The sequence below is a fragment of the Mesorhizobium sp. M1066 genome (assembly GCF_040318635.1).
GTDB lineage: Bacteria > Pseudomonadota > Alphaproteobacteria > Rhizobiales > Rhizobiaceae > Mesorhizobium.
On sequence record NZ_JAMYMR010000002.1, the window covers coordinates 62,451 to 83,749 of the forward strand.

Annotated in this window: 19 protein-coding genes; 5 read left to right on the forward strand and 14 right to left on the reverse strand. The window is 63.8% G+C overall.

The window, feature by feature from the left end; translation table 11 throughout:
- The first annotated feature begins 97 nt into the window (after positions 1-97).
- From rpsU to NKH52_RS03265, 5 genes are all read left to right on the forward strand, one after another.
- A complete protein-coding gene (gene rpsU, locus NKH52_RS03245; RefSeq protein ID WP_023810129.1) occupies positions 98-376 on the forward strand; it encodes a 30S ribosomal protein S21 in 279 nt (92 codons plus the stop codon).
- A 138-nt stretch (positions 377-514) separates the two neighbouring features.
- Entirely contained in the window at positions 515-1,357 is an 843-nt protein-coding gene (locus NKH52_RS03250) for a tetratricopeptide repeat protein (protein ID WP_127267752.1), read from the forward strand.
- A gap of 201 nt (positions 1,358-1,558) precedes the next feature.
- The gene (locus tag NKH52_RS03255; protein WP_023810131.1) at positions 1,559-2,035 is read left to right on the forward strand and encodes a DUF992 domain-containing protein; all 477 of its coding nucleotides are present in this window, start codon (positions 1,559-1,561) and stop codon (positions 2,033-2,035) included.
- Between the two features lie 93 nt (positions 2,036-2,128).
- Positions 2,129-2,608 carry a DUF992 domain-containing protein gene (locus NKH52_RS03260; RefSeq protein ID WP_352728261.1) on the forward strand — a complete coding sequence of 160 codons (480 nt, stop codon included), beginning with the start codon at positions 2,129-2,131 and terminating at the stop codon, positions 2,606-2,608.
- 210 nt (positions 2,609-2,818) lie between these two features.
- Positions 2,819-4,255, forward strand: a complete 1,437-nt coding sequence (locus tag NKH52_RS03265) for an MFS transporter (protein WP_127290640.1) — start codon at positions 2,819-2,821, stop codon at positions 4,253-4,255.
- A 12-nt stretch (positions 4,256-4,267) separates the two neighbouring features.
- On the opposite strand, the gene NKH52_RS03270 is transcribed toward NKH52_RS03265, so the two are convergent.
- From NKH52_RS03270 to NKH52_RS03335, 14 genes are all read right to left on the reverse strand, one after another.
- Positions 4,268-4,960 (reverse strand): response regulator transcription factor, encoded by a 693-nt coding sequence (locus tag NKH52_RS03270; RefSeq protein WP_127290642.1) that lies wholly within the window; start codon positions 4,958-4,960, stop codon positions 4,268-4,270.
- Complete coding sequence (locus NKH52_RS03275) at positions 4,957-7,692, reverse strand: DUF4118 domain-containing protein (RefSeq protein ID WP_352728258.1); 2,736 nt, start codon at positions 7,690-7,692, stop codon at positions 4,957-4,959. Before NKH52_RS03275 ends, NKH52_RS03270 begins: the two co-directional genes overlap by 4 nt.
- Positions 7,693-7,746: 54 nt before the next feature.
- Positions 7,747-8,313 (reverse strand): potassium-transporting ATPase subunit KdpC, encoded by a 567-nt coding sequence (kdpC, locus tag NKH52_RS03280; protein WP_352728256.1) that lies wholly within the window; start codon positions 8,311-8,313, stop codon positions 7,747-7,749.
- A gap of 11 nt (positions 8,314-8,324) precedes the next feature.
- Complete coding sequence (gene kdpB / locus NKH52_RS03285) at positions 8,325-10,418, reverse strand: potassium-transporting ATPase subunit KdpB (protein WP_352728254.1); 2,094 nt, start codon at positions 10,416-10,418, stop codon at positions 8,325-8,327.
- Entirely contained in the window at positions 10,415-10,612 is a 198-nt protein-coding gene (locus tag NKH52_RS03290; RefSeq protein ID WP_352728252.1) for a hypothetical protein, read from the reverse strand. Before NKH52_RS03290 ends, kdpB begins: the two co-directional genes overlap by 4 nt.
- A 25-nt stretch (positions 10,613-10,637) precedes the next feature.
- Positions 10,638-12,341: a potassium-transporting ATPase subunit KdpA gene (gene kdpA / locus NKH52_RS03295; RefSeq protein WP_352728250.1), complete on the reverse strand. Its 1,704-nt coding sequence runs from the start codon at positions 12,339-12,341 to the stop codon at positions 10,638-10,640.
- A gap of 21 nt (positions 12,342-12,362) precedes the next feature.
- Entirely contained in the window at positions 12,363-12,452 is a 90-nt protein-coding gene (locus tag NKH52_RS03300; protein WP_128303167.1) for a potassium-transporting ATPase subunit F, read from the reverse strand.
- 450 nt (positions 12,453-12,902) lie between these two features.
- Complete coding sequence (locus NKH52_RS03305) at positions 12,903-13,205, reverse strand: DUF982 domain-containing protein (protein ID WP_023810142.1); 303 nt, start codon at positions 13,203-13,205, stop codon at positions 12,903-12,905.
- A 259-nt stretch (positions 13,206-13,464) separates the two neighbouring features.
- Positions 13,465-13,689, reverse strand: a complete 225-nt coding sequence (locus NKH52_RS03310; RefSeq protein ID WP_013529641.1) for an alkylphosphonate utilization protein — start codon at positions 13,687-13,689, stop codon at positions 13,465-13,467.
- A gap of 163 nt (positions 13,690-13,852) precedes the next feature.
- Complete coding sequence (locus NKH52_RS03315) at positions 13,853-14,665, reverse strand: NAD-dependent epimerase/dehydratase family protein (RefSeq protein WP_352728247.1); 813 nt, start codon at positions 14,663-14,665, stop codon at positions 13,853-13,855.
- 3 nt (positions 14,666-14,668) lie between these two features.
- Positions 14,669-15,871, reverse strand: a complete 1,203-nt coding sequence (locus tag NKH52_RS03320) for a pyridoxal phosphate-dependent aminotransferase (RefSeq protein WP_352728245.1) — start codon at positions 15,869-15,871, stop codon at positions 14,669-14,671.
- A complete protein-coding gene (locus NKH52_RS03325) occupies positions 15,868-17,487 on the reverse strand; it encodes a hydantoinase B/oxoprolinase family protein (protein WP_127290660.1) in 1,620 nt (539 codons plus the stop codon). Before NKH52_RS03325 ends, NKH52_RS03320 begins: the two co-directional genes overlap by 4 nt.
- On the reverse strand, positions 17,484-19,577 hold the full coding sequence (locus tag NKH52_RS03330) for a hydantoinase/oxoprolinase family protein (protein ID WP_352728243.1): 2,094 nt from the start codon (positions 19,575-19,577) through the stop codon (positions 17,484-17,486). The genes NKH52_RS03325 and NKH52_RS03330 overlap by 4 nt, the downstream gene beginning before the upstream one ends.
- On the reverse strand, positions 19,574-21,244 hold the full coding sequence (locus tag NKH52_RS03335; protein WP_352728241.1) for a thiamine pyrophosphate-binding protein: 1,671 nt from the start codon (positions 21,242-21,244) through the stop codon (positions 19,574-19,576). Before NKH52_RS03335 ends, NKH52_RS03330 begins: the two co-directional genes overlap by 4 nt.
- Positions 21,245-21,299: the final 55 nt, after the last annotated feature.

Genomic DNA, 21,299 nt, shown 5'->3' on the forward strand with positions numbered 1-21,299 from the left:
GCTATCAGCCGCCACAATTCGTGGTGTAAACCGCCGCGGAGGCTAGTGGCTATGGCCGCTTGCCTGTTGATATCAAACCCGAAAGACAGGATTGCCCGTGCAGGTACTCGTCCGCGACAATAACGTTGATCAGGCGCTTCGCGCTCTCAAGAAGAAGATGCAGCGCGAAGGCATTTTCCGTGAAATGAAGATGCGCGGTCACTACGAGAAGCCGTCCGAGAAGCGCGCCCGCGAAAAGGCTGAAGCCGTTCGCCGCGCCCGCAAGCTGGCCCGCAAGCGCGCCCAGCGCGAAGGCCTGCTGCCGATGACGCCGCGCCCGGTCGCTGCTGGCGCCGCCGGCGGTGCAGGTGGCGCTCCGCGTCCGCCGCGGTTCTAACGCCAATTTTTCGTCCTTTTCGAAGGATATCAGAGGTGGCGCGATGTGGAATCGCCGCCACCTTTTTGTTTTGATGTGACCGGTCCGGAGGGGGAGCCGGACCTGAACGACGCGGCTTGAAGTGAGGACAGGGCAGACATGAACGCAACAAGCGTGGAGCGCGGGACCGCATTGCGTGGTTTCGCCCTGACAGCAGCCCTGCTCTCCGGACTGGCGCTCGCCGGCTGCCAAACGGCCGGCCCGACCGGTGAATTCAACAACATCGACAAGGCGCAAGGGTCGAGCGAGAACATTTCCTCGCTGTCGGCGGTCATCCAGCGCAATCCCCAGGATCCCGAAGGCTACAATGTGCGCGGCTCGGCCTATGGCCGTGGCGGTCAGTACCAGGCGGCGCTCAAGGATTTCAATCAAGCCATCCAGCTCAACCCGAATTTCTTCCAGGCCTATTCGAACCGCGCGCTCATCCAGCGCTTCCTCGGCAACCAGGAAGCCGCGCTGGCGGACTACAACCGCTCGATCCAGATCAACGGCAACTACGACGCCGCCTACATCGGCCGCGGCAATCTTTACCGCAAGGCGGGTCGCACCCAGGACGCCTTCAACGACTTCCAGAAGGCGATCCAACTCGATACGACCGACGCGCGCGCCTACCACAATCGAGGCCTGATCTATCAGAGCCAGGGCCAGCACAAATTCGCCATCGAGGACTTCTCGACAGCCATCTCGCTGGCGCCGGACGCCGCCGAGCCCTACAACGGTCGCGGCCTCTCCTATCTGGCGACCAACGACGAGGACAACGCCTTCTCCGATTTCAACATGGCGATCAAGCTCGACGGCAGGAATGCCGAGGCCTGGTCCAACCAGGCGCTGATCTATGAGCGGCGCGGCGACAAGGCGAAGGCCGCGAAATCCTATAAGGAAGCCGTTCGCCTCGACCCTACCTACCAGCCGGCCAAGGATGGCCTCGCCCGCGTCAGCTGATCTCGGTTTCGGCTTTCCCTACAAATCCGCGTGACATCCAAGTGCCGCGGATCCTTTGCGTGTCCGAAAGGACGCACTTCGCAACCGCGCATTAACCCCGGCAGGAGGCTTTCGGCCCCTGCCTTGATCGCGCCAAGTTTTCAGCGGAACGGTCTACCCACCCAAGCCGTTGTTGAAAGTATTTTGCGAAAGGACCCTCCCATGATCAAGAAACTCGCCTGCGCCGCTGCCCTCGCCACGACGATGTTCGCGGTGGCTCCGGCCAGCGCCGGCAAGCTGCAACTCGGCACGCTCGATTGCACCATCGACGGCGGCACCGCTTATATCGTCGCTTCCAACAAGGGCGTGTCCTGTGTCTTCCGGCCTCATCATCACGGGCCGTCCGAGATTTACACAGGCGTCATCTCCAAGATCGGCCTCGATGTCGGCCAGACGCATCAGGGCCAGCTCGTCTGGGCCGTGCTGGCTGCGACCCGGGATCGTGACGGAGGCGATCTCGCCGGCAGCTACTACGGTGTCAACGCCGAGGCGAGCGTGGTGACCGGCGGCGGCGCCAATCTGCTGGTTGGCGGCCTGGACAGCGCCTTCATGCTGGAGCCGCTCAGCGTCCAGGCGCAGACCGGCGTCAACCTTGCCGTGGCCGTGACTTCGCTCCAGCTGATCCACTCATTCAAGTGATTGCATGGAGCCGTGCGCTCCATGACCCCTCACCCCGCGGCGCGGAACCAGATAGGATGGTTTCGCGCCGTTTGATTTTGGAGGGGAACCATCATGCTGAAGACAGCCATAGCTGCCGCCATGTTCACCACGCTATCCGGAGCGGTGCAGGCGCAGGACCGAGGCATGGAAGTCGGTACGCTTGACTGCGCCATAGGCGGCGGCACCGGCTTCATCTTCGGCTCGAGCAAGGATCTGAGCTGCACCTTTAACCCCGCCGACAAAAGCTTCGCGCCGGAAGCCTATTTCGGCGCCGTCAACAAATACGGCCTCGACATCGGCACGACGAAGCAGACGGTCATGCAGTGGATCGTGCTGACGCCGCTGAAGAACATCTATGCGCCGGGTGCGCTGGCCGGCGACTACATCGGCGCCTGCGCGGAGGTGACGGCCGCCGTCGGCGCCGGCGCCAATCTACTGGTCGGCGGCTTCTCTCAGGCCTTCACCTTGCAGCCGCTCAGCTTGCAGACGCAGACCGGCATGAACCTCGCGATCGGCGTCAGCCAATTCCAGCTGCGCAGCACCGAGAACTGATCGCGCAACGAACCCGCAACCGGAAAGGCTGCCGCGCGAACGATCTTCAAAAAAACCGCTTGAGCTCAACCCCGGTTGAGGTTTTACAAGCCTGCCCCGAACGCCACAACGCCTCGATCCGGCGCTGTCAATTCGCATGGTCCTGCCGGAAACCCGTACTGGCTTCTGGCGTGCTGCGCTGGCGTCGAGATATGCAAGACAGGGGTGGAAATGACCGAGATCAGCACAAACAGGGTCGACTGGCGCTTATTGTGGGCAAGCGGCGACCTGGCGCGCTTCTGCTTCATCAGCCTCGGCATCCTGCTGCACGCCACCAACGAGACGATGGTGGCAACGGTGATGCCGGCCATGGTCGGCGAACTGGCGGGCGTACAGCTCGTCGGCTGGTCGCTGGCCATCTACGAACTCGGCGCCATCGTTGCCGGCGCGGCCGCCGGACGACTGGTGAGTTATGTCCCCTTGCGCACCAACATGGTGGTCGCCGCGCTGCTTTACGCAGCAGGCGCCCTGATCTGCGCCACCTCGCCTTCCATGCAACTGTTCCTCGCCGGCCGCCTGATCGAAGGACTTGGCGGCGGTGCGCTGGTGTCGCTGGCCTTCGTCTCGGTCGAACGACTGTTCTCGCGCGCCATCTGGCCGCAGCTTTTCGGCATCATGTCGGCGATCTGGGGCGTCGCCGCCTTCAGCGGACCATTGCTCGGCGCGATCATGACCGAGCTTTTGTCATGGCGCTGGGCCTTCGGCATCTTCACCCTCGGCGGCGCCGCCATGGCGCTGGCAAGCTTCCTCGTGCTCAACACGCCGGAGGCGACGAGGCCGAGGGCAAGCACAGGCGGGGCGCCGCCCTTCCCGTTCGCGGCCCTTGGCTGCCTTGCCGTCGCCGTGGTGCTGATCGCCTCGGCCGGCGTCGACATCGCCTTGCTGCGCTCTTCGCTGCTGATGGCCGTCGGCCTCATCGGCCTGGTGCTGTTCTTCACCATCGACGCGCTGAAGCCGCGTTCGCGGCTGTTCCCGGCGCGGCTGTTCTCATGGCGCACGCCGGTCGGCGCCGGCATGACCATGGTTGCCGCCTTTTCGGTGGCGACCTGTTCCTTCGGCGTCTACGGGCCGCTGCTGCTGACCAGCCTTCACGACATTCCGCTGCTGACCACCGGCTACATCATCGCCGCCGAATCGATCGCCTGGTCGATCCTGTCGATCCTGGTCGCCAACGCGCCGCCGCAGCGCGAGCGGCTGATCATCATCGGCGGCGCGGTGATGATCGCGGCCGGCATCGCCGGCTTTGCCTACACGATACCCCTGGGCTCCATCCCGCTGATCCTGATGTGCGCCCTGTTGCAGGGCGGCGGCTTCGGCATCGCCTGGCCGTTCCTGACACGCGTCATCGTCGCCTCAACGCCGGAGAGCGAGCAGACCATCGCCTCGGCGGCGGTGCCGACCATGCAGCGCATCGGCTATGCCGTGGGCGCAGCCCTTGCCGGCATCGTCGCCAATGCCAGCGGCTTTTCGCAAGGTCTGAACCACGACGCGGCGGCGAATGTCGCGTCCTGGCTGTTTCTCGCCTTCGTGCCGCTCGGCATTGTCGGCTGCCTGGCGGCCTTGCGGGTTTCCAGACCGTTTGGTCGGCAGCTGGAAGCGACCGGCTAAAATCCAAACCGCTTACTCGACCTCACGCAGGCGGTAGCCGACGCCCGTCTCGGTGGTGATGTAGCGCGGCTGGTCGGGGCTCTTCTCGATCTTCTGCCTGAGCTGCCGCACATAAACCCTGAGATACTGCACGTCGGTCGAGTCGCCCCAGACCTGCTTCAACAGGAAATGGTGGGTCAGCACCTTGCCGGCGTGCTGCACCAGCATGCGCAGGATGTCGTATTCCTTCGGCGACAGCTTTACCTCCTTGCCCTCGACCTTGACGATGCGCTTGACCAGGTCGACGCTGAGATCGCCGGTCTGGAAAATCGGCTTCTCGCCCTGCTGCTGGAACTTGTGGCGAAGCGCCACCCGAATGCGGGCGACCAGCTCGTTCATGCCGAAGGGTTTGGTGACATAGTCGTCGGCGCCGAGTTCCAGGGCCTGGACGATACCGGCCTCGTCGGTCCGGCTGGACAGGATGACCACTGGAATGTCGAGACCATCGTCGCGCCATTTGCGCAGCAGCTCATGGCCGCTCATGCCGGGCAGGCCAAGGTCGAGCAGGACGAGGTCCGGCTTCTCCGCCTCCATCAGTTCGATCGCCACTTTGGCGTTCGGCGCCTCGCTGATCGCGTAGCCCTGGCTGCCGAGCCCGACGCGAAGCAGCTTGCGGATCGGCGGCTCGTCATCGACGACCAATATCCTGACGTTCGAGTTTGTCATGCCAGGTCACCCACATCGTGGTCGTCGGTATTCGAAGCGTCGAAATTGGGCGGATTTGCCGGCCTGGGCATTTTGATGGTGAACACCGCGCCCGAACCGTCGGTCCGGTTTGCCGCCATGATCGTGCCCCCCATCGCTTCGACGAAGCCGCGGCAGATCGACAGACCGAGCCCCGTACCGGCGCGGATCTGGTCGCGCTTGCGCACCCGGTAGAACGTGTCGAAAATCCGTTCCAGATCGCCGGGAGGAATGCCTGGCCCTTCATCCATGATTTGCAGCAGGACGGAGCCATTGTCGGTCCAACCCTGCATGCGAATCGTCGAGCCTGCCGGGGCATATTTCGCCGCATTGTCGAGAAGATTGAACAACGCTTGCTCGAACAGCACCGGGTCGACCTTCAACATCGGCAAATCCTTGGGGATGTCGGTCTCGATCTTGTGCTCGCCAATGATTTTCCTGGCCCTTTGCAAGGCGGAGCCGACGATATCGCCGACATAGTGAAAGGCGTAGTTCGGCTCCATCGCGCCGGACTCGATCTTGGTCATGTCGAGCAGATTGGCGATGAAGCGGTTCAGCCGCTCGGATTCGTCGAGCACCGTCGACAGCAGTTCGGCCCGGTCCGGTTCGGGAAGTGCTGCTGAAAAATCCCGCAGCGTGCCGGCCGCGCCCATGATGGCGGCGAGCGGCGTTTTCAGATCATGGGAAATGGAGGTGAGCAGCGCCGAGCGCAGCCTGTCCGCCTCGGCCGCGAGCTTGGCACGGTCGACGTCGGCAACCAATTGAATACGTTCGATGGCGACCGCCGCCTGGTCGACCAGTGCGTCAAGCAGCCGCTGCTGCTCGGGCGTCAGCAGCGGACCCTGCTTGTCGTTGTCCAGGCCGACGACCCCGATGGCCGTGCGCCCCGTCCGCAAGGGCAAATAGAGGCGCTTGGCGCCCGGAAGCGTGTCGGCGCCGCGACCCGCGGCACGATTGTGCTCCCAGGCCCAGCGGGCGGCGGCGATGTCGGCCTCGGCCAGCGTGTCGTCGGGCGGATAGCCGGCCTTGACGGTGATGGTCCCGTCCTCCGGCAAAAGCAGCACCACCCGCAGCTTCAGCATCGACGCGATCTGGAAGGCCGTGGCCCAAAGGACGTCGTCGAGCGTGCCGGCGCCGGCGAGCTTTTTTGAAAAGAGGTAGATGTCTTCCGTGGCCCGCGCCCGCGAGCGGGCGGCAACCGCCTGGCGCTGCACGCGCGCCGTCAGATTGCTGGCGATGACCGCAACGACGAGGAAGACGCCGAGCGCGACGATGCTCTCCGGATCCCGGATCGTCAGCGTATAACGAGGCTCCAGGAAGAAATAATTGAAAGCAAGGGCACTGGCGAAACAAGCGTATAGAGCGGGCCACAGACCGCCGGTTACCGCCGATGCCAGTACGCCGATGAGAAGAATGATCGCCAGGTTGCGAACGTCGAGAAACTGGTCGAGAACGACGGCGAAGGCGAGCGAACCGATGACAAAGGCCGTGGCCTTGAGATAGGGCCAGATCTCGAACTGCCACTGCTCGTCCGCCGCCTTGACACTCCTCGACGTCACCTCGGCGTTGCGTTCGGTTCCTGAAATGACATGGACGCTGATGTCGCCGGCATTGCGGATGAGATCGTAGGTGAGCGAGCCTTCGATCAATTCCCGCCAGCGCGACCGGGTCGGCCTGCCAACCACGATATGGGTGAAATTGTTCGCCGTCGCATGGCGAACAATGTCCTGCGCGATGTTCTGACCGGGAATGGTGGTCACCTCGGCGCCGAGCTGTTCGGCAAGCCGCAGGTTCGTAGCGAGCCGATCCTTGTCCGCTTCGGGCATGCTGGCCGCGCGAGGGCTGTCGACATGCAGCGCCGTCCACGGGGCACGGAGCCGGTCGGCCAGCCTGCGCGCGTAGCGAATACGCGCCGCCCCGCCCGGACGCGCGTCGACGCAGACGAGTACCCTTTCCCCCGCGGCCCACGGTCCGGGAATGGCGTGGGCCTGCATATGGATCAGCAACTGGTCGTCGACGCGCTGCGCGGTGCGGCGCAGCGCCAGCTCCCTGAGCGCCGTCAGATTGCCCGGCGAGAAATAGTTCTCGATCGCGCGCTGCGCGGTGTTGGGGAAATAGACCTTGCCTTCCTCGAGCCGCTTGATCAGGTCGTCGGGGGTGAGATCGATGATCTCGACATCGTCGGCCTGGTCTATGATGGAATCGGGAACCGTCTCGCGAACCCTGACCTTGGTGATCTGGGCGACGACGTCGTTCAGGCTTTCGACATGCTGGATGTTGAGCGTCGTGTAGACGTCGATACCGTGCGTCAGGATTTCCTGGACATCGAGATAGCGCTTGGGGTGCCGGCTGCCAGGCGCATTTGTGTGGGCGAGTTCGTCGACGAGAACCAGCGCCGGGCGCCGGGCGAGGATGGCGTCGATATCCATCTCGTCGAGGGTGCGCCCCTTGTAGTCGACCTTGCGGCGGGGAATGACCTCATAACCCTCGACCAGGGCCAGTGTCTCCTTGCGCCCATGCGTCTCGACGACACCGATCACCACATCCACGCCGTCGGTCAGCCTGGCGCGGCCCGACATCAGCATCTCGTAGGTCTTGCCTACGCCGGGAGCGGCACCCAGGAATATCCGCAGCCGGCCGCGACCTTCCCGCTCGGCATGGTCAAGCAGTGCGTCGGGAGAAGGTCTGGCGTCGTTGCTTCTGTCGTCCGGCATTGGGACCGATCATGGATGGCGCCGGGGATACTGTCGATCCCCGGCCCGCACCATTCACTGTTTCGCGGCGTCCAGCGCAAGGTTGAGACCGAGCACATTAACCACCGGTTCGCCCATGAAGCCGAGTTCCCTGCCCTCGACCTCGCTGTCGACAAGCGCCTTGACCTTGGCTTCATCGATCCCCCTGGTCTTGGCCACCCTGGCGACCTGGAAGTAGGCTGCTTCGGGACTGATATCGGGATCGAGGCCACTGCCGGACGTCGTCACCAGGTCCATCGGGACGGGCTGGTTCGGATTCTCCGCCTTCAGTCTTTCCACGTTGCCCTTGATGCGGTCGATCAGCTTGGGATTGGTCGGGCCGAGATTGCTGCCGCTCGAGGCGGCGGCGTTGTAGCCGTCGCCGGCGGCCGAGGGGCGGCCATGGAAATACTTGTCGCTGGCAAAGCCCTGGCCGATCAGCTCGGAGCCGATAACCTTGCCATCCTTCTCGATCAGACTGCCATTGGCCTGGCGCGGGAAGATCGCCTGAGCGATGCCGGTCATGCCGATCGGATAGATCAGGCCGGTCAGGACCGTGAAGAAGACGATCATGATGATCGCGGGTCTTATCTGGGTGAGCATGGGTATATTCCTTAAGCGAGGCCAAGCGCGGTGACGATCATGTCGATCGCCTTGATGCCGACGAACGGCACGATGAGGCCGCCGAGGCCGTAGACGAGAAGATTGCGGCTGAGCAGCGCGCCGGCGCCAATGGCGCGGTATTTGACGCCCTTCAGCGACAGCGGGATCAGCGCGATGATGATCAGTGCGTTGAAGATGATGGCCGACAGGATGGCGCTTTGCGGCGTCGCCAGATGCATGACGTTGAGTGCCTGCAGCGGGCCGGTCGTTTGTCCCGGTGCGACGTAGAAGACGGCGAACATCGCCGGAATGATGGCGAAATACTTGGCCACGTCGTTGGCGATCGAGAAGGTCGTCAGCGAACCTCGCGTCATCAAGAGCGCCTTGCCGATCTCGACGATCTCGATGAGCTTGGTCGGATCGCTGTCGAGATCGATCATGTTGCCGGCTTCCCGGGCGGCAACCGTGCCGGTGTTCATGGCGACACCGACATCGGCTTGTGCGAGGGCTGGCGCATCGTTGGTGCCGTCGCCGCACATGGCCACCAGCTTGCCCTTGGCCTGTTCGTCGCGGATCAGCTTCAGCTTGTCCTCCGGTGTGGCCTGCGCGAGGAAGTCGTCGACGCCGGCTTCCGCGGCGATCGCCGCCGCCGTCATCGGGTTGTCACCGGTGATCATCACCGTGCGGATGCCCATGCGGCGCAGTTCGGTGAAACGCTCTCTGATGCCGCCCTTGACGATGTCCTTGAGGTGGATGACGCCGAGCAGCCGGCCATCGCGTTCGACCGCCAGCGGCGTGCCGCCGGACTTGGCGATCTCGTCGGCGATGGACTGGAGATCGCGGATGGATTCGCTGCTTGGGCGCGTGCCATGGGCGGCGGCTGCCGACTGGTTGACATGGGCAAGCACGGAATCGACGGCGCCCTTGCGCACCGATGAACCATCGATGTCGACGCCGCTCATACGGGTCTGCGCTGTGAAGGGAACGAATGTGGCGTGCAGCGTTGCCATGTCGCGGGCGCGGATGGCGTATTTCTCCTTGGCCAGCACGACAATCGAGCGGCCTTCCGGCGTTTCGTCGGCCAGCGAGGCAAGCTGCGCCGCGTCGGCCAGTTCCTGCTCGCTGACGCCCTTGACCGGGCGAAACTGCGTCGCCTGGCGGTTGCCGAGCGTGATCGTGCCGGTCTTGTCGAGCAGCAGCGTGTCGACGTCGCCTGCGGCTTCCACGGCGCGACCCGACATGGCCAGCACGTTGAATCGCACCAGACGGTCCATACCGGCGATACCGATGGCCGAAAGCAGCGCGCCGATCGTGGTCGGGATCAAGGTGACGAACAACGCCACCAGAACGGTCACCGAGATATAGCCGCCCGAATAGGAAGCAAAACTCGGGATCGTCGCGGTGGCCAGCACGAAGATCAGCGTCATGCCGACGAGCAGGATGTTGAGCGCGATCTCGTTCGGCGTCTTCTGGCGCTCGGCACCTTCGACAAGCGAGATCATGCGGTCGAGGAAGGTATGGCCGGAGGCGGCGGTGATGCGGACGCGGACCCAGTCTGACAGCACCTGCGTGCCGCCGGTGACCGCCGAACGGTCGCCACCGGATTCGCGGATGACCGGCGCCGATTCGCCCGTGATCGCCGCCTCGTTGACCGAAGCGACGCCTTCGATCACCTCGCCGTCGGACGGGATGATGTCGCCGGCCTCGACCAGCACGGCATCGCCGACCTTGAGGCTGGTGCCGGGCACGAGTTTGTATTTGGTGCGGTCCTCACCGGTCAAAAGCTTGGCCTGGGTCTCTGTGCGTGCCTTGCGCAGCGAATCCGCCTGCGCCTTGCCGCGGCCTTCTGCGACCGCTTCGGCGAAGTTGGCGAACAGCACGGTGAACCAAAGCCAGATGATGATCTGCAGCGTGAAGCCGAGATTGCCGCCACCGGTGACCAGGTCCTTGACGAACAGCACCGTGGTGAGCGCCGAGACGACGGCAACGACGAACATCACCGGGTTCCTGGCCAGCGTGCGCGGATCGAGCTTGCGGAAGGCGCCGCCGATGGCGGGAAGCAGGATGCTGGCATCCATGATGCTGGCCGATTTCGAGTTGCTCATTTTGAAGCTCCGGCTTCGGTGTTGTTGGACGGCACCGGATGATCGGATGCCGAAAGGAAATGCGGCGGCCCGTAGGCCAGCAGCCAGAGGACGAGCATGACTGCCGCAAGGCCGAGAAACGTCGACAGGGTCGGGAAAGGAGGAGGTCTCTCCTCCTTTCCGTGATCGTCCCTTTGGCCGACCTTGCGGCGCATGGCATTGAACCAGGACATGACGGTCTCAGAAGGTCTGCCCGTGAGCCATCGCCAGGTGCTCGATGATCGGCCCGACGGCGAGCGCCGGGAAGAAGGTGAGGCCACCGACGATCAGGATGACGCCGACCAGCAGCCCGACGAACAGCGGGCCATCGGTCGGGAAGGTGCCGGCGGAAGCCGGAACCGTTTTCTTCGCCACCAGCGAGCCGGCAATGGCCAGCGCCGGGATGATGACCAGGAAGCGGCCCATCAGCATGCCGATGCCGATCGTGATGTTGTACCAGGGCGTGTTGCCGCTGAGGCCGCCAAAGGCCGAACCGTTGTTGGCCGCCGCCGAAGTGTAGGCATACAGAACCTCGGAGAAGCCGTGCGGGCCGGCATTGCCCATCGACGCCACGCCGGTCGGCAGCACGACGGCGATGGCCGTGAAGATCAGCATCGCCAGCGGCAGGCATAGTATGGCCAGCATAGCCATCTTGACCTCCTTGGCCTCGATCTTCTTGCCGAGATATTCGGGCGTGCGGCCGACCATCAGGCCGGCAACGAAGACGGCAACGACGATGTACATCAGGATGCCGTAGAGACCCGCGCCGACACCGCCGACGATGACTTCGCCAAGCTGCATGTTGATGATCGGGATCATGCCGCCGAGCGCGGTGAACGAGCCGTGCATGGCGTTCACCGCGCCGCAGGAAGCGGCCGTGGTGATGACGGCAAACAGCGCCGACAGGGCGGTGCCGAAACGCGTCTCCTTGCCCTCCATGTTGCCGCCGTCGATGCCCAGCGCATGCACCAGCGGGTTGCCGGCGGCTTCCGCCCAATAGCAGGTGGCGACACCGGCGATGAACATGACGCCCATGGCCGAGAGGATCGCCCAGCCCTGGCGCTGGTTGCCGATCATGCGGCCGAAGACATTGGTCAAGGCGGCGCCGATGGCGAAGATCGACACCATCTGGATCAGGTTGGAGATCGCGTCGGGGTTCTCGAACGGGTGCGCGGCATTGGCGTTGAAGAAACCGCCGCCATTGGTGCCGAGCATCTTGATGGCCACCTGCGAAGCGACCGGGCCGACGGCGATGGTCTGCTGCGCGCCTTCCAGCGTCGTGGCGTTGACGTAGGCGCCGAGCGTCTGCGGCATGCCGAGCCAGACATAGACCAGCGTCAGCACGATGCAGAACGGCAAAAGCAGATAGAGTGTGGAGCGGGTCATATCGACCCAGAAATTGCCGATCGACTTGCCGGAGGCCCGCGCAAAGCCGCGGATCAGCGCGATGGCGATGGCAATGCCGGTGGCCGCCGAAACGAAGTTCTGCACCGTCAGCCCGGCCATCTGCACGAGATAGGACATCGTGCTCTCGCCACCATAGTTCTGCCAGTTGGTGTTGGTCATGAAGCTGGCGGCGGTGTTGAAGGCCAGCCCTGGTTCAACCGCTGTCATGCCGGCAGGGTTGTAAGGCAGGCTGCCCTGCAGGCGCTGCAGGGCATAAAGCACCAGGAAGCCGGCGAGGTTGAAGAGCAGCAGGGCGACCGCGTAGGTGGTCCAGTGCTGTTCCTCGCGTTCGCTGGTTCCGCAGATACGATAAAGCCCGCGCTCAAGCGGGCGAAGGACCGGCGAAAGCAGCGTGCGGTCGCCGTTGAAGACGCGGTGCATGTAGCCGCCGAGCGGCTTCACCAGCAATATGACGATCCCGCAGTAGACGAGGATCTGTATCCAACCGTTCAGTGTCATGGCTGTGGGCTTTCCGTGCCTTCAGAAGCGTTCTGGATGAACGAGGGCGTATGTCAGGTAGGCGAGCAGGAACAGCGTAACGCCGCCACCGAGAATATAGTCGACGATCATTTTTTCAGCCTCGCTCTAGAGCGCGTCACAAGCTTTTATGTAGGCGAGACAAAAAGCGAAGAACAAAATTCCGATCCCGATAACGGCTATATCCACTGTGTTTATTCCCTTTGTTCTTTTGTGCTTTGCGGATTTGACAGGAGAGTTCGCAATATATCGAAAGTGGCCCGTCGCATCTTTGGTGACGGAACCGGTTGTGTTTTCTGAAGGGAATATGGACCCAATCGCCATAAAGGTTCGAGACAGGGCGCAGTGGAAAGAAATAGGAATGTCATAAAGATTTTTGCGCGGGCTCTTCCCAACACTCCACCCAGGGATTGTCGCCCAAGGCACGGCCAACCACAGGATTGCGATTTCCTTGCGAGCTGCCGGAAACGGGAAAGCCCGGCTGGGGGCCAGCCGGGCTTTCTATGGTGGTGTGGCTTCAGCCGCCACGGGGAACATCAATCTTCAGGCGGCGTAGCCGCCATAACCACGCGCAACGGCGTGCACGCCCGCCACCGGCTCGAGGTCCGGCCACAAGATGCCGGCGGCTTGCGCGAATTCGAGCAACGCCCGGCGCGCCTGCTCGACGCTCACATAACCTGGAACGGCCAGATCACATGCCTTCACCGCATTTCGGTAGAGCGGGCCGCGGCGGGAGGTGGTCCAATTGGTGAGGAAATCGTGCATTTCGGCCAGCGAGGCAATCTCGCGCTTGAAGCCGAGGCCGACCGACAGTGCGACCGGTGAATGAAACAGCTTGTCGTGCATGAAGCGGGCTCCTGGTTTTTTTCGCGCGCTTGGAGAGATATCCGGGCGGGTCCGCGAACGGGACGCCGTGAAACGCGCGGAGCGGCAGGAGGTTCCAGACTTAGGTCTTGGCGGTTTTTTTGTGCCTGGTCGGCGAAATCATCAATTTTACAGCGCAACTGTCGGGTGCCGAACGCTCAACGGCTCCGCGACCCACTTGGCGACGGCAGGCCTTCCGGAATCCCGAAGGAGCCATCGAGATCGCTTGCCGCCTTGAGGCTTACGCCTTCTTCACGAACTCCGTCTTGAGCACCAGGCCTTTCACTTGCTTGGTGTTGCATTCGATCTCGCCGGGATTGCCGTTCAGCCGGATGGCCTTCACCAACGTGCCGCGCTTGATCGTCTCCGAAGTGCCTTTGACTTTGAGGTCTTTGATCAGCGTGACGGAATCGCCGTCGTTCAATTGAGCGCCATTGCTGTCGCGCACGATTACATCGTTCGGCATGCCATCTCCTGTGATTTGGATCCCACTACCAGATCAGGTGAGAATCCCAAAACCGATGACGACCGCCGACAACCTCCTCGATCTCCGCCACCATGCGTGAATCCATCGCCTGCCGCATCTCGGCTTCCGGTCTGCACCATCTAGCGGATTGGTATTTCGATAGCTACGCTCGCTCGTCGTCCGGATGGCCAAGCTCGCAGAACCACCCGCCCAGATACTTCACCGATGGCGCCTTTGGATCCGGAATCTGCGTCTTCGCCTCGACCGCTGCGCGGAACGGCTCGGCACTATCCTGCGGAGAAAACCCCAGATGGTTGGCGCCGCTGTTGTCGACCGTTTTCACCTTGTTGTCGGAAAGGCCGAAGGAGATCGTATGGCCGACGCGCGGCGCGGTGAGAGCTGCCTCGACCAGACGCACACAGTCGGCGAAGGAGAGGTATGACCATAGCATGCGACGGTCCGCCGGTTCGGGGAAGGACGAAAAGATGCGCAGGCACGCCGTCTCGATGCCGAACTTGTCCCAGTAAAGCCGGCTCAGGCTCTCGACGAAGTTCTTCGACACGCCATAGAGGCTGTCGGGACGGACCGGCGCGTCGACGCCGATATGCGCCTCGACCTCGTGATAGCCGACGGCATGTACGGAGGAGGCATAGATGACTCGTTTCACGCCGTGTTTCCGGGCGCCCTCATAGATATGATAGGAGCCGCGGATGCTGGAATCCAGGATGGTTTGCCATTCGCATTCGAGTGGTGCGCCGCCGAAATGCACGATCGCGTCGCAATCCTTGGTGGCGGCAATCGTCGCCTCCATATCGGCGAGGTCGAAGACCGCTTCTTCCTCGTGTGGAGCAAGATCGCCGAACGGTTCGCGGCCTGCCAGGCGGATCGTTTTTGCCAGCGGCACCAGCCCCTTTCGCAGTTCCGAACCGAGGCGGCCGGCCGCGCCGGTGATCAGGATGCGTTCGTAATGCGGCATGATCTACTCCACTTGCGCGACGGCGGCGTTGATGCGCGCGATCGCTTCGGTCAGCACCTCTTCGCCGGTCGCGGTCGAGATGCGGAAATAGGGTGAAAGTCCATAGGCGGCGCCCGGCACCGAGGCCACGCGCCCTTCGTTCAGGAGATAATTCGCCACTGCCGTGTCGTCCTCGAGCACGACGCCTTTTGGGGTCCTGCGGCCGATCAGGCTGGCGCAGCCGATATAGGCATAGAAGGCGCCTTCCGGTGGCGAAAGCGTAAGACCGTTGATTCGCCTGATGCCGTCGACGACAAGGTCGCGGCGCGCCTCGAACGCCTGCCGAAAGCGTGCCACCTCGTCCTGGGGGCCGTTGAGCGCGGCCACCGTCGCCGCTTGCGCGATCGAGCAGACGGACGTGCAGGACTGGCTCTGGATGGTCGCCATCGCCCTGGTGAGCGGCGCCGGCCCGGCGGCATAGCCGACACGCCACCCGGTCATCGCATAGGATTTGGAGACGCCGTTGACGATCAGGGTGCGGTCCCTGAGTTCCGGGCAAGCCTTGCCCAAGGAGACGAAGTCGCGTCCGTCGAACAGGATGTGCTCGTAAATCTCGTCGGAAAGCACCAGCACCTGCGGATGCCTTGCCAAAACCGCTCCGATTGCCCGCAGGTCCGATTGCGAATATATCGCGCCGGAGGGGTTGCCGGGCATGTTGAGGAACAGCCATTTCGTCCTTGGCGTGATGGCTTTTTCGAGCAGCTCCGGCGTCAGCCGGAAGCCCGAAGTTTCCGGGCACTCGATAACGACAGGCGTGCCGCCGAGCAGCTTCACCATCTCGGGATAGGAGACGAAGTAGGGCGCCGGCAGGATCGCTTCGTCACCAGACTCCAGCGTCGCCATCAGCGCGTTGAAGATGATCTGCTTGGCGCCATTGGCCACGACGACGTCGTCCGCCGTGTAGTCCAGTCCGTTTTCGCGGCGGAACTTGCCGGCCACGGCTTCGCGCACCTCGGCCGTGCCGGCGGCACCCGTGTATAGCGTCTGGCCGGCCTTCGCGGCGAAATGCGCCGCTTCGATGATGTGGCTCGGTGTCGGGAAATCCGGCTCGCCCAGGCCAAGATCGATCACGTCGACGCCCTTGGCGCGCAGGGCCTTGGCTGCTTGCGAAGCAGCCATGGACGCCGAAGGCTTCACCGCAGACAGGCGCGAGGCAATGTAGCTCATTTGCCGTTCTCCGAAATGTATTCCTTGGAGCGGTCGTTCGCCCGCGCCTCGGTGCTGCGCTTGGACGGATCGCCATAGCCGCCGCCGCCCGGCAATTGGAGGATCAGCCGACGGCCGGCCGGAACATGCTGCCAGCCTTTGGGCCGCATCTGCGTGCCATCGTCCAGCCTGACCACGCCGGCCACTCCAGGCCCGCCGCCGTTGCGCCCGTGGGCGGGATGATTGACGCGGTCGAACATGGCCGAAAAGTCGAATTCATGGCCCTCGATCGCCTCGATTTCGATAACCTGCCCGAGCCCGCCGCGGAACTCGCCGTCGCCGCCGGAATCGGGCCGCAGCTCCTTGCGCCAGATGACGATCGGGCCGGTGTGCTCCGTTGCCTCGATCGGCATCGTATGGACGCCGGAGGGGAAGGCCGTCGCCGACAATCCGTCGAGGCCGGGGCGCGCGCCCATGCCGCCGGAATTGAACATCAGCACCTCGGCGCGGCGGCCCGAACCGCCGGAGACCGGCCGAACCGAGATATGGATGTTCCACAGTGCGCCGGCGCCCTCGGCAAGGATCTTGCCGGGCATCGCCTTGGCAATCGCGCCGAGCACCAGATCGGGAACCATGTGGCCGAAGATGTGCCTGAGCGCCACCGGCGCCGGCCGCACGGCGTTCAGGATGTTGACCGGAGACGACACGGTGAAGAAGGCGAGCGACGCGGCATTGTTAGGAATATCGGGCGCCACCACGCATTTCAACGCGTAGCAGGCATAGGCCTTGCTGTAGATGATCGGGCAGTTGATGCCCCATCGGCTCATCGGGTCGGTACCGGTGAAATCGACCTCGACGCCGGCGTCCCGAACCGTGACGGTTGCCGCGAGCTTCACCGGCTTGTCGTAGCCGTCGGTCACCAGCGCGTTCGACCAGCTGCCTTTGGGCATCGCCTTGATGCGTTCGACCATGGCGTCGCGGGTGCGCGAGAAGATGAACTCGCCAAGCCCGTCCAGCGATGCCAGGCCGATCTCCTTCATCATGTCGATGAGGCGTCGGTGGCCGACTTCGTTGCAGGCGGCGAGCGAATAGAAATCGCCGACGACCTGGTTCGGCTCGCGGACGTTGGCGCGCAGGATCCTGACGAGATCGAAATTGACCTTGCCCTTCTCCGCGAACTTCATGATCGGAATCTGGATGCCTTCCTCGTAGACCGACTTGCCGTCAGCGCCGAAGCCGCGCCCACCGACATCGACCACATGCGCCGTGCAGGCGAAGAACGCAACCAATTCGCCGTTCAGGAACGACGGCGACACCATGGTGATGTCATGCAGGTGGCCCGTGCCCAACCAGGGGTCATTGGTGACGTAGGTGTCGCCCTCGAACATGGTTTCGCGCGGGATTTCATTCATGAAATGCAGCACCGCCTCGGCCATGGTGTTGACATGGCCGGGCGTTCCCGTCACCGCCTGTGCCAGCATCTGGCCGCGGGGATCGAACACGCCCGCCGACAGGTCGCCGGATTCGCGCACCGATGTCGAGAAAGCCGTGCGCAGCAAGGTGAGGGCCTGCTCCTCGACCACCGAGATCAACCGGTTCCACATAACCTGCATGCGGATTTCACTGATGTCGCTCATGCCTGGCTGCCTTTGCGGATCAGAAGGATTGCGCCGTCGCTCTGGATGACGGCGTCGAAGCTCGTGGTGACGACGGTGGACGTCTCGCGTTCGACGATGATGACCGGGCCGGCCACCCGATCGCCGGTGCACAGCCCCTCCCGTTCGACGATGCCATAGGTCCGAGGCGCACCGCTGGCCGGATCGAACACCGCGCGGCTCGTTGCCGGCTGAATGGTCCGCTTGCCGGTGGTCAGCTCGTGCCTGGCGACAGCAGGCCGGACATCCGTCGCCTTCACGGACCAGGTGACGATCTCGATTTCCAGGCCGCCAAGTCCTTCGATGGCGCGGCCGAAGAAGCGTTGGTAATTCGCCTGGAACAAATCCTCGAGCGTGGTTGCGGCATCGTTGCCGAACGGCTTGTCCGGCAGCGGCACAGGGATTTCCCAGCCCTGGCCGGCGTAGCGCATGAAGGCGGTGATTTCGCATGTGATCGTACCGTTGGCCCCTGCCCGCACGAAGCTTTCGGCTGAGACTTTGAGGTCGTCGAGCAAAGCATTGGCCTCGGCCGGCTTGAACTGCGACAGCCGCGTCAGCCGGGATGCCAGGGCTTCGTAGCCGAACGGAGCCTTGAGGAAGCCGATCGCCGATCCGACGCCCGCGCCCTTGGGGACGATGCACTGGTCGATGCCGAGTTTCTCGCAAAGCCTGGCGGCGTGAAGCGGGGCCGCGCCACCGAAGGCGATCATCACGTTGTCGGAGATGTTTTTGCCGTTTTCGACGGCATGGACGCGGGCGGCATTGGCCATGTTCTCGTCCACCACCTCGCAGATGCCGAAGGCCGTCGCCATGGCATCGAGCGACAGGCGTTCGCCGACATCGCGCAGGATCGCCTGTTCGGATGCGGACGTGTCCAGCCTGATGGCGCCGCCGGCGAAATTGTCGGGATCGAGCTTGCCGAGCACCAGGTCGGCATCTGTGATGGCCGGGCGCCTGCCGCCGCGGCCGTAGCAGGCCGGGCCAGGTTCCGATCCGGCACTTTCGGGACCGGTCTGGATGCGGCCCATGGCGTCGACCCAGGCGATCGAGCCGCCGCCGGCGCCGATCTCGATCATCTCGATCACGGGAATGGAGATCGGCATGCCGGAACCTTTGCAGAAGCGATAGGTACGCGCCACTTCGAAGGTTCTGGCGGTGCGCGGCGCATAATCCTCGATCAGGCAGATCTTTGCAGTGGTGCCGCCCATATCATAGGAGACGACCTTTTCCAGGCCGAATCGCCTGGCGATGTCGGCGGCGAAGATGGCGCCGCCGGCCGGGCCGGACTCCACGAGGCGCACGGGAAATTCCGAGGCCGTCTCCACCGAGATCAGACCGCCGCCCGAATGGATCATGAAGACCGGGCACTCGGCGCCCATCTCCTTCAAGCGGGTCTGGAAACGCGCGAGATAGTCCGCCATCTGCGGCCGCACATAGGCGTTGGCGCAGACCGTGTTGAAGCGTTCGAACTCGCGCATCTGCGGCGAGACTTCGGCGCTGATCGAAATCGGGATGGCAAGCTTGCGGGACAGGATAGCGCGTGCCCGGCGCTCATGATCAGGGTTGGTGTAGGCGTGGATGAAGCCGATCGCCACGGAGCCGAAGCCGCCGGCCGCGATCCGGTCGGCAATGCCTTCCAGGGCGGCTTCGTCGAGCGGCTGAAGCTCCTGGCCTTCCGCGCCGATCCGGCCCTTTACCGTGAAACGGTGCTCGCGCGGGATTAGCGGCGCCGGCAGCTGCAGGTCGAGGTCATACTGCTCGAAGCGGTTTTCCGTGCGCATCTCGATGACATCGCGGAACCCTTCGGTGGTGACCAGCGCGGTCTTGGCGCCACGGCGTTCGATGAGCGCATTCGTCGCCAGCGTCGTGCCGTGGATGATGATGCCGATCTCGGCAAGCGCGATACCGGCATCGCGCGTGACGACGGCAATGCCGTCCAGGATCGCCTGCTCGGGCGCCGCATAATTGGTCAACACCTTGGTGGAGAAGATCGTTCCCCTGAGGTCGAGCGCGACGTCGGTGAACGTGCCGCCTATGTCCGCGCCGAGACGGATGTCGTCTTTGGAGGTCATGCCTTGGCCTTCTGGGAAGCGAGCGCGGCGTCACGCATCTGGGAAAGGGTCTGTCGGGGCGTCAGCGCTTCGGGAGATATGGCGATGTCGAGGACCGCTCCCGTCACGGATCCGAGCGCCCGATCGAACGCCGCCGCGAAATCGCGCGTCGCCTCGATCCGCTCGGCATGGAAGCCATAGGCCTTTGCCAGTGTCACGAAATCAGGGTTTTCGAGCGACGTGCCCGAAACGCGCGCCGGATAGTGGCGCTCCTGATGGGCGCGGATCGTGCCGTAGATGCCGTTGTTGAGGATCAGCACGATCGGCTGCGCGCCAGCCTGCATGGCGGTTCCGAGTTCCTGGCAATTCATCTGGAAGTCGCCGTCGCCGGCAAAGCAGACGACCGTGCGTTCTGGAAACGCAACCTTGGCGGCAATTGCCGCCGGCAGGCCGTAGCCCATGGCGCCAGACTGCGGGGCGAGCAGCCGTGCGTCCGGCCCGAACTTGAAGAACTTGTTCGGCCAGACGGTGAAATTGCCGGCGCCGTTGGTGAGAATGACGTCGGCAGGCAGGTTTTCGCGCAGCCAGGCGCTGACCTCCACCATGTCCACCGGGCCGGGCTGGACGGGCGCGCCGAATGTCCCTTCATAGGCTTTGCGGGCCGTCGCGCGCCAATCCGCCCAGCCGCCTTTGACGGGCGTCAACGCCCGGGCAAAAGCGTTCGGCCCGGCATGGATACCGATGGCCGGCACATAGATCTTGCCGATCTCGCGATCGGAGCCATGGACATGGATCAGTTTCTGGCGCGGCAACGGCACGGACAGCAGCGTATAGCCGTCCGTGGTCATCTCGCCGAAACGCACATTGACGGCCAGGATCACGTCGGCGTCGCGGAGCAGGGCTTTGACATGCGCCACCATGCCGACGCCGGCCTCGCCGACAAAGACCGGCGAATGGTTGTCGAACTGGTCCTGATAGCGAAAGGCCGCTACGACAGGGATGTCGGAAACCTCTGCGAAAGCCTGTAGCGCCGCACGTCCGTCCACGGTCCAGTTGGCGCCGCCCATGAGCAGGACCGGCCTCTCGGCCTTGGCCAGCAGCCTGAAGGCCGAAGCGATCGCTTCCGGCGACGGCGCCGGCTCGAAAATGGCCACCGGTGCGCTGAGCGGAGCCGCTTCGGTCATGGTGGTCAGCATGTCCTCGGGCAGCGCGACCACGACGGGACCAGGTCGTCCGGTCAATGCGGTCGTCCATGCCCGCGCCACAATCTCGGGCAGGCGCGCGACATCGTTGATCTCGACCGCCCATTTGGCGACCGTGCCGAACACCGCCCGGTAGTCGATTTCCTGAAACGCTTCGCGGCCCTTCATGTCGGTGCCGACCTGGCCGACGAACAGGATCATCGGCGAACTGTCCTGCATGGCCGTGTGAACGCCGATGCTGGCGTTGGTGGCGCCTGGGCCGCGCGTCACGAAACAGATGCCTGGCGAGCCGGTAAGCTTGCCGTAGGCCGAGGCCATGAACGCCGCGCCGCCTTCATTGCGGCAAAGCGTGTAGTCCAGCTTTCCCTGCGTGTCGTGCAGCGCGTCCAGGACGGCCAGATAACTTTCTCCGGGCACGCCGAAGCTCCTGGTCGCGCCAAGCCCGATCAGGCACTCGACGAGAAGGCGGCCGCCATTGCGGATCATGCTTCGACATCCTCACTTTGGCGGCAGGTCGATCGAGCCTGCCTTCGGTTCATAG

Excerpts from the sequence above, each read along its gene's own strand:
- NKH52_RS03315 (WP_352728247.1), bottom strand. The coding sequence starts at position 14,665 with ATGCCGCATTACGAACGCATCCTGATCACCGGCGCGGCCGGCCGCCTC.
- NKH52_RS03260 (WP_352728261.1), top strand. The coding sequence starts at position 2,129 with ATGCTGAAGACAGCCATAGCTGCCGCCATGTTCACCACGCTATCCGGA.
- kdpC (WP_352728256.1), bottom strand. The coding sequence starts at position 8,313 with ATGCTCACCCAGATAAGACCCGCGATCATCATGATCGTCTTCTTCACG.
- NKH52_RS03250 (WP_127267752.1), top strand. The coding sequence starts at position 515 with ATGAACGCAACAAGCGTGGAGCGCGGGACCGCATTGCGTGGTTTCGCC.
- NKH52_RS03320 (WP_352728245.1), bottom strand. The coding sequence starts at position 15,871 with ATGAGCTACATTGCCTCGCGCCTGTCTGCGGTGAAGCCTTCGGCGTCC.
- NKH52_RS03305 (WP_023810142.1), bottom strand. The coding sequence starts at position 13,205 with ATGCACGACAAGCTGTTTCATTCACCGGTCGCACTGTCGGTCGGCCTC.
- kdpB (WP_352728254.1), bottom strand. The coding sequence starts at position 10,418 with ATGAGCAACTCGAAATCGGCCAGCATCATGGATGCCAGCATCCTGCTT.
- NKH52_RS03300 (WP_128303167.1), bottom strand. The coding sequence starts at position 12,452 with ATGATCGTCGACTATATTCTCGGTGGCGGCGTTACGCTGTTCCTGCTC.
- NKH52_RS03265 (WP_127290640.1), top strand. The coding sequence starts at position 2,819 with ATGACCGAGATCAGCACAAACAGGGTCGACTGGCGCTTATTGTGGGCA.
- NKH52_RS03335 (WP_352728241.1), bottom strand. The coding sequence starts at position 21,244 with ATGATCCGCAATGGCGGCCGCCTTCTCGTCGAGTGCCTGATCGGGCTT.
- NKH52_RS03310 (WP_013529641.1), bottom strand. The coding sequence starts at position 13,689 with ATGCCGAACGATGTAATCGTGCGCGACAGCAATGGCGCTCAATTGAAC.
- NKH52_RS03325 (WP_127290660.1), bottom strand. The coding sequence starts at position 17,487 with ATGAGCGACATCAGTGAAATCCGCATGCAGGTTATGTGGAACCGGTTG.
- NKH52_RS03290 (WP_352728252.1), bottom strand. The coding sequence starts at position 10,612 with ATGCGCCGCAAGGTCGGCCAAAGGGACGATCACGGAAAGGAGGAGAGA.
- kdpA (WP_352728250.1), bottom strand. The coding sequence starts at position 12,341 with ATGACACTGAACGGTTGGATACAGATCCTCGTCTACTGCGGGATCGTC.
- NKH52_RS03275 (WP_352728258.1), bottom strand. The coding sequence starts at position 7,692 with ATGCCGGACGACAGAAGCAACGACGCCAGACCTTCTCCCGACGCACTG.
- NKH52_RS03255 (WP_023810131.1), top strand. The coding sequence starts at position 1,559 with ATGATCAAGAAACTCGCCTGCGCCGCTGCCCTCGCCACGACGATGTTC.
- NKH52_RS03330 (WP_352728243.1), bottom strand. The coding sequence starts at position 19,577 with ATGACCTCCAAAGACGACATCCGTCTCGGCGCGGACATAGGCGGCACG.
- NKH52_RS03270 (WP_127290642.1), bottom strand. The coding sequence starts at position 4,960 with ATGACAAACTCGAACGTCAGGATATTGGTCGTCGATGACGAGCCGCCG.